This window comes from Kribbella sp. NPDC003557, assembly GCF_040610805.1.
Classification (GTDB): domain Bacteria; phylum Actinomycetota; class Actinomycetes; order Propionibacteriales; family Kribbellaceae; genus Kribbella.
In genome coordinates, this window is sequence record NZ_JBEXMY010000007.1 from 492,704 (window position 1) to 506,547 (window position 13,844).

Consider the following 13,844-nt stretch of genomic DNA (forward strand, 5'->3'; position numbering starts at 1 on the left):
CATGCTGCTTGCCTTCGACACCTCGAGTGCCGCGGTCACCGTCGCGCTGGCGACGCCGGCCGGTGAGATCGTCGCCTCGTCGACGACCGTCGACGCGCTGCGGCACGGCGAGCTGCTCGCGCCCGCGATCGCGTCGGCGCTGTCGGCCGCGGGGGTCGGCCCGCGCGATCTGACCGGGATCGCGGTCGGCGTCGGGCCCGGTCCGTTCACCGGTCTGCGGGTCGGGCTGGTGACGGCGCGGACGATGGGCGAGGTGCTGGGCATCGAGGTGTCCGGCGTGTGCAGCCTCGACATCCTCGCGCGGCAGTCGTCGCTGACCCTGCCGGTCGCGGTCGCCACGGACGCGCGCCGCAAGGAGATCTACTGGGCGCTGTACGACGGCCCGGCCGCCGACGGCAGCCGGCGACGCCTCGAGGGCCCGGCGGTCGACAAGCCGGCCGAAGTCGCCCACGTGCTGTCCGGGTTGCCGGTGATCGGTCGCGGCGCCGTCCTGTACGGCGAAGTGCTCGGCCTGCCGGCCGTCGCCGCCGGGTCCGCCGGGTCCACCGGATCCACCGGGTCCGCCGGGTCCGCTGGGCCCGCCGCGATCGCCGGGTCTCCCGGCTCCGCCGGAGCTGCCGAAGGCAGCGTCGCCGTCGTGGAGTATCCCTCGGCCGAGGTGCTCGCGGCAGGGGTTGCTGACGGGACGCTTGTGGTGGTCGATCCGGAGCCTCTGTACCTGCGTCGCCCGGACGTGACCATGTCCGCCGGGCCGAAGAGCGTGCTGTGAGACCTGCCATCAGGGGTGCTCGTGCAGGCGATCTCCCGGAGCTGATCGCGCTGGACGAGGCGTGCTTCGGAGCGGACGCGTGGAGCGCGGGTGCCTGGGCCGACGAGTTCGAGCGGCTCTCCGAGGACCGGGTCATCCTGGTCGCGGACGAGGGCGCGGTCGTGGGGTACGCCGTCCTGCTGGTGCCTCCCGTCGCGGAGGACGTGGTCGAGGTGCTGCGGGTCGCGGTGACTCCGGCCGAACGGCGGACCGGCATCGGCGGGCAGCTGATGGTGATGGCCCTGGACCGTTGTGCGGGCCGGACGGTCCTGCTGGAAGTTGCTGCCAGCAACGAAGCCGCGCGCGGGCTGTACGCCGGGTTCGGGTTCGAGGAGATCAGCCGGCGGCGCGGGTACTACGGCGGCGGCGAGGACGCGGTGATCATGCGGTGGCGGGAGGAATCATGAACGAGCCCTTGATCCTGGGGATCGAGACGTCGTGCGACGAGACCGGTGTCGGGATCGTGCGCGGGCAGACGCTGCTCGCCGACGCGGTCGCGTCCAGCGTCGAGGAGCATGCCCGGTTCGGCGGTGTCGTGCCCGAGGTGGCCAGTCGCGCGCACCTCGAGGCGATGGTGCCGACGATCCGGCGCGCCTGCGAGACGGCCGGCATCAAGCCGACCGACGTGGACGCGGTCGCGGTCACGAGCGGCCCCGGGCTGGCCGGTGCGCTGCTCGTCGGCGTCGCCGCGGCCAAGGGCCTGGCGTTGTCGCTGGACAAGCCGATCTACGGCGTCAACCATCTCGCCGCGCACGTCGCGGTCGACACGCTGGAGCACGGTGACCTGCCGAAGGGCTGCGTCGCGATGCTGGTGTCCGGCGGGCACTCGTCGCTGCTCGCGGTCGAGGACATCACCGACGGCGTCGTACCGATGGGCAGCACGATCGACGACGCGGCCGGTGAGGCGTTCGACAAGGTCGCGCGGGTGCTCGGGCTGCCGTTCCCGGGCGGGCCGTACATCGACAAGGCGGCCCGCGACGGCGGCGACCGGCTGTACGTGACGTTCCCGCGCGGGCTGACGTCGCAGCGCGACCTCGAGCGGCACCGGTTCGACTTCTCGTTCTCCGGGTTGAAGACCGCGGTCGCGCGCTGGGTCGAGGCGCGTCGCCGCGACGGCGAGGACGTGCCGGTGAACCACGTCGCGGCGGCCTTCCAGGAGGCGGTCTGCGACGTCCTGACCCGCAAGGCGATCGACGCGTGCAAGGACCGCGGGTTCGAGCACCTGCTGATCGGCGGCGGTGTCGCGGCGAACTCGCGGCTGCGGGCGATGGCCGAGGAGCGGGCCGCCGCGGCCGGTATCGCGGTGCGGGTGCCGCGGCCGGGGCTGTGCACCGACAACGGCGCGATGGTCGCGGCGCTCGGCTCGGAGCTGGTCCGGGCCGGGAGGCAGCCGTCGCCCCTCGATCTTCCCGCTGATTCCTCGATGCCGATCACGGAGGTACTGAACAGATGAAGTGGACCGGGCCGGACGGTTTCGAGGCGGACGACAACGCCGAACGCGTCGACGCCGCCGTCGTGCAGGGCTTCCTGAGCACGTCGTACTGGGCGCAGGGGATCCCGCGCGAGGTGGTCGACCGCGCGATCGCGGGCTCGCTGAACCTCGGGGTGTACGACGCGACCGGCGCGATGGTGGCGTACGCGCGGATGGTGACGGACCGGGCCACGTTCGCGTGGCTGGCCGACGTGTTCGTGCTGGAGTCGCACCGCGGGCACGGCCTGGGGCGCTTCGTCGTGTCGACCCTGCTGGAGCACCCGGACCTGAAGGGCCTGCGGCAGGTCCTGCTGGCGACGGCGGACGCGCACGAGCTCTACCGTTCGTACGGCTTCACCGAGACGCCGCCCGGCCGGATGATGGCGATCCGCAAGGAGCCGACCGAGCTGTACGTGCAGCCGTGAGCTGCCCGGGTGTCGATCTCGTCCGGCACCCGGCCGGCGCGACGGACCTGGTGCTGCTCGCACACGGCGGCGAGGAGAACTCGCACGCCGACCCGCACTTGCGGCGACCGGCGCTGCTGCGGATGTGGCCTTTCGCGGTGGTCGCACAGTCGGCCGCCCCGCACGCTGCCGTCGGACTGCTGAGGTATCGCTTCCGTGGCTGGAACGACGACGGCGACGCTGCCATCGACCTGCGGGCCGTCCTGGATGAGCTGCCGCCGGTGATCTCGCGGGTGTTTCTGATCGGGCACTCGATGGGCGGGCGAGCAGTTGTTGCCGCCGGCGACCATCCTCGGGTGGCGGGCGTACTCGCGCTGGCTCCGTGGCTCCCGTCCGGCGAACCGCTGGTCGCGCTACGCCCGCCCGTGACGTTCGTGCACGGCACCGACGACACGGTGACCGATCCGGCCGGCACGACCGCGTACGCCGCTCGGTTGCGCGCGGCCGGCGTGGCGGTGACGACGTACTCGCTCGCCGGCGAGGGCCACGCGATGCTGCGGCGCGCGAAGGACTGGGACCGGCTGGTGGCGGACTTCGTCGGCGGGACCCCGGCCGGTGGCGGCAGCGAGCATCTGCCGGAGACCGACGCCGCTCAGGTCGCGTCGGGCGTGGGCAGCATCGCATGGGCACGGTTCCGTCTCCCCGTGAAGGAACGCTTCCGAGTATCTTGCGAGTCCGCGACTCGATAAGACAGGCGCCGGCGGCGCCCTGCTTGTTAGGCTGCGCCGACTCCGCGCGGGAGGTGGCCGATCGATGCGTGCTTCGGACAGCGAGCCGACGAGCAGCCTTCTCGCGCCCCGGTTCGTCGGCCGGAGCCGTGAGCTGGCCACGGTCCGGGATGCGTTGGACCGGCCCGAGCCGGTGGTGCTGCTGATCGAGGGTGAGGCCGGGATCGGCAAGACCCGGTTGGTCCAGGAGGTCCTGCGGGGCGTCGAGCAGAACACGTTGCTGGTCACGTGTCCGCCGTACAGCCAGCCGTTCACGTTGGCCGCGGTGGTCGACGCGTTGCGCGCGGCGGTGGACGATGTCCGGCTGTTGTCGTTGAGCCCGTTGACCGGGGCGTTGCGGTCGGTGTTCCCGGAGTGGATCGGCCACCTGCCGCCGAGCCCGGAGCCGCTGGACGATCCGGCCGCGGCGCGGCACCGGTTGTTCCGGGCGCTGGGTGAGCTGATCGACGCGCTCGGGATCTCGTTGCTGGTCGTCGAGGACGCGCAGTGGGCCGACCCGGCGAGCATCGACCTGTTGCTCTACCTGCAGACGCGGCCGGCCGCGAACTTGTCGTTGCTGATCACCTGCCGGACCCCCGACGTACCTCGGCTCCGGCTCGTGCCCGATGCGATCCAGGTCCGGCTCGACGGGCTGAGCGTGCGGGAGACCGCGACGATGGTGTCGTCGATGCTCGCCGAACCGCCGGTCTCCGACGCGTTCGCCGGCTTCCTCCGGACTCGCACCGACGGCGTGCCGCTGGCGCTGGAGGAGACCGTCCGCCTGATGCACGCCCGCGCCGACCTGACCCGCCGCGACGGCGCCTGGGTCCGACGACACCTCGACCAGATCACCGTCCCGGCCCGGATCCGCGACGGTGTGCTCGAACGGCTCGCGCATCTCGACCGACCGGCCCAGACGGTACTGCGGGCCGCGGCCGTCGTCGGCGAACCGGTCGACGTCGACGGCCTCGTCGCGATCACCGGGCTGGCCCAAGGACCGGCGTACGACGGGGTGTCCGCCGCGCTCGCCGTCCAGCTGCTCGAGGAACGCGGCGCCGGCGTCGCGTTCCGGCACGCGCTCGTCCGGCAGGCCGTGTACGACGAGATTCCGGCGCACGAACGTCGGGCCGCGCATCGGGCGGCGGGGGAGCTGCTGGAGGCGCGGGGACGGGCCGCGCAATTGGCCGAGCACTTCAAGGCCGCTCGCGAGCTGCCGCGCTGGCGCCGGTACGCCGAGCAGGCTGCCGATGCGGCACTGGCGGCGGGGGACGAGACCACCTCCGTCAGGTACCTGTTCGACCTGGCGCTCGAAGCGGAGCTGGACGGTGCCGAGCTGGCGCGCATCGCCGCCAAGATCACCTACAGTGCGGTCATCGGCGAGCAGCCGTACGAGGTGTTGATCCGAGCGCTGCGGGTCGCGCTCGACACCTGTCCCGAAGAGGCCCGCGGGGCGTTGCGCTTCCAGCTGGCGCGGGCGTTGAGCAACTCCGGTGACTTCGCCGGGTCGCGGCGGGAGCTCGAACTCGCCGTACCGGATCTCGCGCAGGACCGGACCACGTCGATGCGGGCGATGCTGATGCTCGGCGTACCGCACGGGACGCGGTGGCCGGCGGCGCGGCACCTCGGCTGGCTGCACCGGGCGCGGGAGCTGGTGCGGTTGGACGATCCGGCGGAGGGGACCCGGTTCCTGGTCGACCACACGGTCGGTCTGCTCGGGCTCGGCGAGCCGTCCGGCTGGGATCAGCTCGACCAGCTCCCGGACGAGGTGAGCGATCCGCGGCAGCGGGACGACCTTGCCCGCGGCAACATCAACCTGAGTGACGTGGCGCTGTTGTGGGGTCGCTACCCGGAGGCGCGCGCGATGCTGAACCGGGCGGCCGCGCTGGCCGAGGGCCGTGGCTATGTGCGGATGACGGACCTGATCGCGCTGAACCAGGTCCGGCTCGACTGGCACACCGGCGCCTGGGACGGACTGGCAGCACGGGCCGCCGCACTGGCCGACAACCAGGACATCCCGGCGAACACCCGGGTCGAGGCGCTGCTCGTCGCGCTCTGGCTCGATCACGCCGCGGGTCATGAGCTGACTCGTCTCGACGAGGCGATCGAAGGTGTCTGGAAGTTCGCGCCGACCTCACTGACCGCGGAGGTCGCCGCGCTGGCCGCGATCGGGCCACTCGCCGACGGCCGGGCGGACGAAGCGGTGCGGATCACCGATCCGGCGATCGAGATCATCCACGCCAAGCAGTCCTGGCTGTGGGCGAACGACCTGGCGCCGGTCCGGGTCGCCGCGCTGGCAGCCGTCGGCCGTCTCGACGACGCGGCCGAGCTGACGGAGACGTTCCGCCGCGGAGTCCCGGCCGAGCATTCCCTCAGCTCACCCGGCGCGGTCGCCACCTGTACGGCGCTGGTCGCCGCGGCGTCCGGTGATTTCGACCGGGCGCGTACGGCGTACCGCGATGCCGCCCGGGCGTGGGACCAACTGCCGCGCCCGTACGCCGCTCTGCTGGTCCAGGAGCGGGCCGGCCGCTGCGACCTCGTTGCCGGACGGACCGCCGACGGGCTTGCCCTGCTGACCGCGACCTTCGACGGACTCGCCGCGTTGGGCGCGCGCTCGGACGCGACCCGGATCCTGCAGGTGCTGACCGAGCACGGCGTCAAACGCAGCCGGCCGTGGTGGGGCGGCCGCAAGGGGTACGGCGATCAACTCTCACCCCGGGAGCTCGAAGTCGTCCGCCTGGTGGCAGAGGGCCGTTCGAACCGCGAGGTCGCCGAGGCGCTGTTCCGCTCGCCGCACACGGTGTCGTCCCAGCTGTCGTCGGCGCTGCGCAAACTCGGGCTGAGCTCCCGCCACGAGATCCCTGCCGCGGCCCGTGAGGCAGGACTGCTCTAGTTCAGATTGGTGCGTCGCCGAGTCGAGATTGGTCCGGTCCGACGCCCCACCGGACGGTCGATCCGGGTTGACTGCCGGCATGCGTGATCCACGTACGCCGCGGGCGTCCTCGGACGAAGGATCCGAGCCGGCCGCGGCCGATGCCTCCGACGAGCAGATCGAGCCCGGCGTGCCGGAGAGCACGGACGACTACGAGCCGCTCTGACAGCCCACCCCGAGAGGGAGTCCCCCGCCCATGAACCGATCACGAAGTCGCACGTTCCTGCTTCTCCTCGTCACCGCCCTCACGATGGCACTCGTCGGCGTACCGTCGGCGCAGGCGCGGACCGACGCCGGACCGCAACCGATCCGGCCGGACAAGATCGCCAAGTCCCTGCAACAGAAGTTCACCGCCGACAGCACCGGTCCGCAGGACTTCTGGATCAAGTTCGACTCTGCTGCCGACACCTCGGCGGCGTCCGGCATTCGCGACTGGACCGAGCGCGGCACGTACGTCGTCGACCGGCTCACCAAAGCGTCCAAGGACGCGCAGGCCGCGGCCCGAGCCATGCTGGACAAGGCCCACGTGGACTACACGTCGTACTGGGTGTCCAACGCCATCCGGGTACACGGCGGCGACTACACGCTGGCGCAGAGCCTGAGTGCCGCGCCGTCGGTGCAGAGCATCTTCGCGCCGGTGTCGTACCAGCAGGCCGAGCCGGTGCAGACCAAGGCCGCCGCGACGGCCACCGGACCCGAGTGGGGCGTCCGGAACATCAAGGCCGACCAGGTCTGGCAGAAGTACGGCGCCCGCGGCGACGGCATCGTCGTCGCCAGTATCGACTCCGGTACCGAGCTGAGCCACCCGGCACTGGTCGAGCAGTACCGCGGTACGAACGCGGACGGTTCGTTCAGCAACGACTACAACTGGCTCGACACGTCAGGCGCATCGCAGTTCCCGACGGACCACCAGGGCCACGGCACGCACACGATGGGCACGATGGTCGGTGACGACGGTGGTGCGAACCAGACCGGTGTCGCACCCGGTGCGCGCTGGATCGAGGCGAACGGCTGCTGCGCGTCGGACGAGACGCTGCTGCAGGCGTCGCAGTGGATGCTCGCGCCGACCAAGACCGACGGCAGCGCGCCTGACCCGGCGAAGCGGCCGAACATCGTCAACAACTCGTGGGGTTCGACCACACCGACGACCGAGCCGTTCCTGGAGGACATCCAGCAGGCGTGGGCGGACTCGGGCATCTTCGGCGTCTGGAGCAACGGCAACAACGGGCCCGGCTGCGACACGGCCGGCAGCCCGGGGAGCCGGACGCTGAACTACGCGGTCGGTGCGTACGGCGAGGACGGCACGATCGCGAGCTTCTCCAGCCGTGGCCCCGGCCAGGACGGCGAGGTCAAGCCGAACATCTCCGCACCCGGCGACCTGGTCCGCTCGAGCTACCTCAACGGCCGCTACGCACTGATGAGCGGTACGTCGATGGCCGCCCCGCACGTCGCGGGTGCGGTCGCCCTGCTGCTTTCCGCGCACCCGGAGCTGATCGGTGACGTCGCGCGGATCCGCCAGCTGCTCGACCAGACCGCACAGGACGCGGACGACACGACGTGCGGCGGCACCGCGGCCGACAACAACGTGTACGGCGAGGGGCGCCTGGACGCACTGGCGCTCGTCGAGGCAGTCGACTCCGGCGCCTCCGGTGCGATCGCCGGCAAGGTGACGAGCAGCAGTGGTACGCCGGTGTCCGGCGCGGCGGTCGCACTCGCCGGGACGGCCGGTCAGCGCTCCACCCGTACCGATGGCGACGGCAACTACTCGGTCGCGAACCTCCCGGTCGGCAGCTACACCGCGACGATCACCGCATTCGGCTACAAGACGGGTACGGCGACCATCGTGGTGACAGCGGACGCGACGACCACCACCGACGTACAGCTGGCCGACACCGAAGGCTTCACGGTGTCCGGAACGATCTCCGACCGGACGACCGGGCAGCCGCTCGCCGGCACGGCCACGATCGTCGGCACGAAGTACGTCGCGACCGCTGACGCCGAGGGTCGGTTCACGATCAAGGGTGTGCCCGGGCCGCGCAGCTACACGGTCAAGATCGACGACGGCGGGCGCTGTGCCACGCCGGTGTACAGAACGGTTCAGGTCAGCGGGAACACCACGATCCCCGCGATCGAGCTCGGACGCCGGGCCGACCAGCCGAGGAGTCCGGACGGTTGGTGGGGCGGGAGCTACGGCTACACCTGCGGGCTCGAACCCACCGACTGGATCGCCGGTGATCAGGAGGTCGTCAAGCCGAAGGGGTACGACTCGGTGCCGGTGCAGCTGCCGTTCCGGTTCACGTATTTCGGGAAGACCTACGACACGGCGTACATGGATCCGGCCGGGATCTCGCAGGTCGGGTTCTGGACCGAGCCCATGGACAACAGTCAGTACCCGTACGACCAGTACGGCTACGACGTGACGAACTTCGGGCTGGCGCCGCGGCTCGGCGGGGCCTTCGACGACGGGGAGTTGCGGCTGTTCACCCGGACGTCCGGCACGGCGCCGAACCGGACGTTCACGATGGAGTTCCGGGACTTCGGGCTGCTCGGTCAGGACGTGCACTTCAGCTACGCGGTCACGTTGCACGAGCGTGGCGACATCGTGTTCGCCTACCACGGCCTCGATCCCGCCGACCCGGTCCAGGCCGGCTCCGAGACGAATGTGAGTATCAGCGACCACAGCCCGGACGGACGCGCCGTGGACCGGACCGAGTTCGTCTACTCGGTGCGGGAACCGGTGCTGACCAGCGACCGGCAGATCCGCTTCAGCCTGCCGGCCAACGGTTACGTGAACGGAACGGTCGTCGACAAGGCCGGGAAGCCGGTCGCGAACGCGAACGTCGACCTGCGCGACTCCAACGGCTGGCTGTCGCAGCGGGTGCCGACCGACGCCAAGGGCAAGTACCGGCTGCAGTTGATGACCGGACGTCAGTACAAGATCTCGGTGCTGGCAAGCCCGGGGTACGACGCCGTACAGGACTTGCCGGTGCGGTTGACCACGGACCGGCAGGAGCTGACGCTGCGGACGACGTTGTCCAGCGGCAGGATCAACGCACCGGCCACGGTCACGCCGCGCACCGGCAAGCCCGTGGAAGTTGCCCTGCGCAACGATGGCGACGTACCGCTGAACTGGCGGGCGCGGCTGTCGGTTCCGGCGACCGCGGGCGCGGCGCCGGGGACCGAGGTCTCGAAGATCGACTACGGGCACGCGATGACCGCGGTCGAGGAGGTCGACGGCCAGTACTGGGTCGCCGACCTGATCACCCAGAGCATCGTCCAGGTGACCGCCGGCGGTGACCCGACGGGCGCGGTGATTCCGCTCGGCCCGATCGGCAAGGCGGTGGGAGCCGGTGACGAGCTGACGGCCGCGACCGATCTCGCCTGGGTTCCGGACCGGTCCATGCTGTGCATGACGGTGTACCGGGTGACCACGGACATCGCGTGTGTGAACCCGGCCGATCCCGCGCGGGTCGTGGCCGTGCACACCGGGTACCGGTCGGATCTGCAGCTGGTCGGGCTCGCGTACGACGCGGACCAGGACCGGTTCTTCACAGTGGCCCAGGCCCAGATCGGCGGGTTCCAGGCGCAGTTGCGGACAGTGGCCGGCCTGGGTCATTCCGATCCGGGTTCGCTGCTCGGGACCTGCATGTACCCCCGGCAGGCTTCGGGGCTCGGGTTCAACCCGGTGTCGCAGACGCTCTGGTCGAACACGGAGAACATCGGCGACGGGCTCGGCCACGACCAATCGGTCTACCGGCAGATCGATCCGGCCACGTGTGCGGAGCAGGCGTCGCTGACGGTGCGGGAGTACTCCGTCGCCGGACTGCCCGGGACCTCGCTGGATCTCGATGCCCAGGGCAACTTGGTCACGCCGTTCCTGCTCAGCACCACGGTGATGACGGTGGCGACGTCCGACCCGATCACGCCGCAGCCGCGGTGGGCGTCGCTGCCGGAGGACTCCGGCACGTTGGCGAAGCGGGGACGGACGACGATCCCGGTCACCGTGACCTGGCCCGACGGGGTGTCGGAGCTGACGATGACGGTGCGCGGGAACGGGGGAGCTGAGCCTGTCCGCACGGTGACGATCAAGCGTCCCTAGTGGTCGACGGACGCTAGTGGCGGGTCTCCGGGGAGCGCAGCAACGGACGCAGCACCTCGTCCGTCGGCAACTCACCCGGAGACCCGCTCGCGGTATCGATCATATGTTCGAATACAGGTCGAGCGCAAGTCCTGATTGTTCGGCCCGGTGCCGGCCGGGCGTCGTGCCGACGACGGCCGTGAAGGCCGTGATGAAGCCGCTCGGGTTCGCCCAGCCGCAGGCGTGCGAGACGTACGTCGTGTCGTGGCCGGCGGCGAGCAGGACCAGAGCATGGTAGATCCGCAACTGGGTGCGCCACTCGTAGAAGGTCATGCCGAGTTCGTTGTGGAAGAGCCGGCTGAGGGTGCGGGCGCCGGCTCCGGCGCGGCGGCCGAGTTCGGCCAGTGAGGTGTTGTCGGCCGGATTCTCGTACAGCAGGTTCGCGACCGTTCGCAGGCGGTCGTCCTGTGGCTCCGGGAGTTGGAGCGGCTGCTCCGTCGCTTCGTGGAGTTCGTCGACGAGGACGCGTTGGAGGCGGGCTCGGCCTCGGTCTTCGAGGTGCCGGCTGGTCAGGGCGAGCACGACCTCGCGGGCGAGGCCGGAGGCCAGGAAGACCGCGGGGCGGTCCGGGATCCGTTTGGCCAGTCCGGTCGGCAGGAAGACGATGCGCATGTCCGTCGCGCCGTGGGCGCGGTGGTGGTGCGTGAAGCTCGCCGGCGTCCAGGCCAGTCGGTTGGCGGGGACGATCGACGTGCCGTGGTCGGTGTGGACGGAGATGACGCCGCGGGCGGCGTACACCAGGTGTCCTTCGTCGTGGGTGTGCGCCGCGCTCGTGCCTCCCGACGCCCAGCGGTGCGCGCCCGCGAACGGGAAGAGCTCCGACTCGACAGGCTGGCGGCCAACGGGCATAGCTCGACATTCTATCGGTCGTCGGCCACTCTGCGGCCTGAGGCTAAGGGGAGGTGGTCGCCACCCTGCGGCATGAGTAGGCGACGGCGTCGCGGCCGATGCGGGTGATGATCAGGGTCGCCGCGGCGGACCCCTTCGGCGCGAGTTTCTTGCGCAGTTGCGCCGGATCGAGGTCCACGCCGCGCTTCTTGATCTCCAGCGTGCCGATGCCGTGGCCTCGGACCCAGGACCGCAGGGCCTTCTCCTTGTAGGGCAGCTCCTCCACCACTTCGTACGCCGAGGCGAGCTGCGTCGGCACGTACTGCGCTGCCGTGACGTAGGCGATCCGCGGGTCCAGGAGCCAGCCGTCGACGGCTGCGGCGACGGCCGTCACCAGACCGGCCCGGACGACGGCGCCGTCCGGCTCGTAGATGTACTGCCCGACCGGCCCGACCTCCGCGTCCGGCGCCTCCGCGACGCTCGCCTGGCTCGGCAGCAGCGTCGCCCGACGAGGCGTACCGCCGTACAGCTTCCCGGACCACAGCGCGGCTTCCTTCACCTCTCCGGAGTCGCTGATCCACTCCGCTTCCACCCCGTCGGGAATCGCGTCGTGCGGAATGCCGGGCGCCACCTTCACGCACGCGGTCCGCTCCAGCAGCGAGGTGACGAACGACCACGGCGGCGAGTAGGCGTTGTGGTCGAACACGCGCCGCCCGTCCGCCCGCCGTGCCGGGTCCGCGAACACCAGGTCGTACGGCGCGAGGTCCGCGGCTTGCGCATCGCCGACGAGGACCTCGCCGGGCAGGTCGAACGCGGCCAGGTTCGCTCGGGCGACGGCCGCGGTTTCTGGATCCCGCTCCACGCCCGTGACCTGCAGACCGGCACGGGCCATCGTGATCAGGTCGCCGCCGATACCGCAGCCCAGGTCGACAACGGTCTCGATCTGCGTGCTCGCGATGCGCACGGCGCGATGGGTGCTCACAGTCGTACGGGTGGCTTGCTCCAGGCCGTCCGGCGTGAAGTACATCCGCCGCGCGTCCGGACCGAACTTGGCGGTCGCCCGGTGTCGCAGGGCGGCCTGGGTGACCGCAGTCGTGACCAGCGTCGCGTCGTACCGACGTCTGAGCTTCTCGACGAGCTGGAGCTCCTTGCCGGGCTGGTACTCGGCGCAGGCGCCCGCCAGCACCTCAGCGCCCGGTCCGTCGAGCAACGCCGTGACAGTCACCCGGTAAGCCTAGAGCGGGCTGGAACAGCTCCTGCTCCAGCTGCGGGTAGCCATCGAGTACAGGCGCCAGTTCATCGCCGAGCGGGTTTTCGGGCCGTAGATGCCGTCCACGACCAGGTGGTGCTTGCGCTGCACCATCTTGATGACGGCGCGGGTGTTGCTGCCGTAGATGCCGTCGACGGCGAGCTTGGAGCCGTAGCAGAAGTTCAGGTTGCGCTGGAGGACCTGGATGGCGGTCTCCGGATCACCGGTGCGGCTGGAGCCGCGGTACGGGTCGTCGCCGTACATCAGGTTGCAGGTGGTGCTCGTGCTGCCCAGGATCGACGGCATCGGGATGCCCCAGGTGCGGTTCACCGGCACGAGGCGGGCGGACCTGCACTGCGGCAGGGCGGCCGCTGCCTTCAGCTCGGCCGCCGTCGCGTCGTGAGAGACCTCCTGGTCCGCCGCGGGCGGCTCCGAGGCCGGCGCCGCGGCGGGCGTGCCGGCCTCCGGTGACGCCTGCTTCGACGCGTTCGCCGCGACGGCTCCGACGCCGACCGCGACGACAGCGGCCAGCAGTGCGATCGTCCGGCCGGACAGCTTCGGCAACGCGGGTAACTTGAACGCCATTGGACCCCTCCTCCGATCGCTCTGGGAGAACGGTCGCACGGGCGTCGTGCCTTTGACCACATTCCGTGCCCGGCCGATCACCCGGTCGCCGGAGATTCGTCTGGCACTCGAGTTGACCGAGTGCTAATCGCGGCCTAGATTCGGTGTTGGCACTCTCCGCACGAGGGTGCCAGCGGTCCGGCCTCTGACCCCCGCGACGGCAGGGGAGCGCGACCACATGCCACAGACAAGCGAATTCGACCGTGGAGGTCAGCAAGTGTCGGTCACGATCAAGCCGCTCGAGGACCGCGTCCTCGTCGCGCCGCTCGAAGCCGAGCAGACCACGAAGTCCGGCCTGGTGATCCCGGACACCGCCAAGGAGAAGCCGCAGGAGGGCGAGATCCTCGCCGTCGGCCCGGGCCGGATCGACGACAACGGCAACCGCGTCCCGCTGGACGTCGCCGTCGGCGACAAGGTCATCTACTCCAAGTACGGCGGCACCGAGGTCAAGTACGACGGCCAGGACTACCTGATCCTGGGCGCCCGCGACATCCTCGCAGTCGTCAGCAAGTGACGATCGCTCGCTGTTCCTGACTGACACCGCCCTGGTGCCCTGACCGGCGCTGGGGCGGAGTCGGTCCGGGACAGCGAGTGTGACGTACTGCTACGAAGAGCGAATTTCAGAG

12 protein-coding genes are annotated in these 13,844 nt (G+C 70.9%); 9 read left to right on the top strand and 3 right to left on the bottom strand.

The window, feature by feature from the left end; translation table 11 throughout:
* The first annotated feature begins 1 nt into the window (after position 1).
* The 8 genes from tsaB (at position 2) to ABZW60_RS30765 (ending at position 10,478) form a co-directional block, all read left to right on the top strand.
* On the top strand, positions 2 to 769 hold the full coding sequence (tsaB, locus tag ABZW60_RS30730) for a tRNA (adenosine(37)-N6)-threonylcarbamoyltransferase complex dimerization subunit type 1 TsaB (RefSeq protein ID WP_355482693.1): 768 nt from the start codon (positions 2 to 4) through the stop codon (positions 767 to 769).
* Positions 766 to 1,215, top strand: a complete 450-nt coding sequence (locus tag ABZW60_RS30735) for a GNAT family N-acetyltransferase (protein ID WP_355482694.1) — start codon at positions 766 to 768, stop codon at positions 1,213 to 1,215. The genes tsaB and ABZW60_RS30735 overlap by 4 nt, the downstream gene beginning before the upstream one ends.
* Complete coding sequence (gene tsaD / locus ABZW60_RS30740; protein WP_355482696.1) at positions 1,212 to 2,261, top strand: tRNA (adenosine(37)-N6)-threonylcarbamoyltransferase complex transferase subunit TsaD; 1,050 nt, start codon at positions 1,212 to 1,214, stop codon at positions 2,259 to 2,261. The genes ABZW60_RS30735 and tsaD overlap by 4 nt, the downstream gene beginning before the upstream one ends.
* A complete protein-coding gene (locus tag ABZW60_RS30745) occupies positions 2,258 to 2,704 on the top strand; it encodes a GNAT family N-acetyltransferase (protein WP_355482697.1) in 447 nt (148 codons plus the stop codon). The genes tsaD and ABZW60_RS30745 overlap by 4 nt, the downstream gene beginning before the upstream one ends.
* Positions 2,701 to 3,432 (top strand): alpha/beta hydrolase, encoded by a 732-nt coding sequence (locus ABZW60_RS30750; protein ID WP_355482699.1) that lies wholly within the window; start codon positions 2,701 to 2,703, stop codon positions 3,430 to 3,432. The genes ABZW60_RS30745 and ABZW60_RS30750 overlap by 4 nt, the downstream gene beginning before the upstream one ends.
* 64 nt (positions 3,433 to 3,496) lie before the next feature.
* A complete protein-coding gene (locus tag ABZW60_RS30755; protein WP_355482700.1) occupies positions 3,497 to 6,340 on the top strand; it encodes an AAA family ATPase in 2,844 nt (947 codons plus the stop codon).
* Between the two features lie 79 nt (positions 6,341 to 6,419).
* Complete coding sequence (locus ABZW60_RS30760; protein WP_355482702.1) at positions 6,420 to 6,545, top strand: hypothetical protein; 126 nt, start codon at positions 6,420 to 6,422, stop codon at positions 6,543 to 6,545.
* A gap of 30 nt (positions 6,546 to 6,575) precedes the next feature.
* Positions 6,576 to 10,478 carry a S8 family serine peptidase gene (locus tag ABZW60_RS30765; RefSeq protein ID WP_355482704.1) on the top strand — a complete coding sequence of 1,301 codons (3,903 nt, stop codon included), beginning with the start codon at positions 6,576 to 6,578 and terminating at the stop codon, positions 10,476 to 10,478.
* 99 nt (positions 10,479 to 10,577) lie between these two features.
* On the opposite strand, the gene ABZW60_RS30770 is transcribed toward ABZW60_RS30765, so the two are convergent.
* From ABZW60_RS30770 to ABZW60_RS30780, 3 genes are read right to left on the bottom strand one after another with little or no spacing between them, the layout of a single operon-like run.
* Complete coding sequence (locus ABZW60_RS30770; protein WP_355482706.1) at positions 10,578 to 11,366, bottom strand: helix-turn-helix transcriptional regulator; 789 nt, start codon at positions 11,364 to 11,366, stop codon at positions 10,578 to 10,580.
* Between the two features lie 43 nt (positions 11,367 to 11,409).
* Positions 11,410 to 12,570 carry a class I SAM-dependent methyltransferase gene (locus ABZW60_RS30775; protein WP_355482708.1) on the bottom strand — a complete coding sequence of 387 codons (1,161 nt, stop codon included), beginning with the start codon at positions 12,568 to 12,570 and terminating at the stop codon, positions 11,410 to 11,412.
* Positions 12,571 to 12,579: 9 nt separating this feature from the next.
* Positions 12,580 to 13,179 (bottom strand): peptidoglycan-binding domain-containing protein, encoded by a 600-nt coding sequence (locus ABZW60_RS30780; protein ID WP_355482710.1) that lies wholly within the window; start codon positions 13,177 to 13,179, stop codon positions 12,580 to 12,582.
* 256 nt (positions 13,180 to 13,435) lie between these two features.
* On the opposite strand from ABZW60_RS30780, the gene groES reads away from it, so the two are divergent.
* Positions 13,436 to 13,732, top strand: coding sequence for a co-chaperone GroES (groES, locus tag ABZW60_RS30785; RefSeq protein WP_130384566.1), 297 nt, complete (start codon positions 13,436 to 13,438; stop codon positions 13,730 to 13,732).
* Positions 13,733 to 13,844 lie beyond the last annotated feature (112 nt).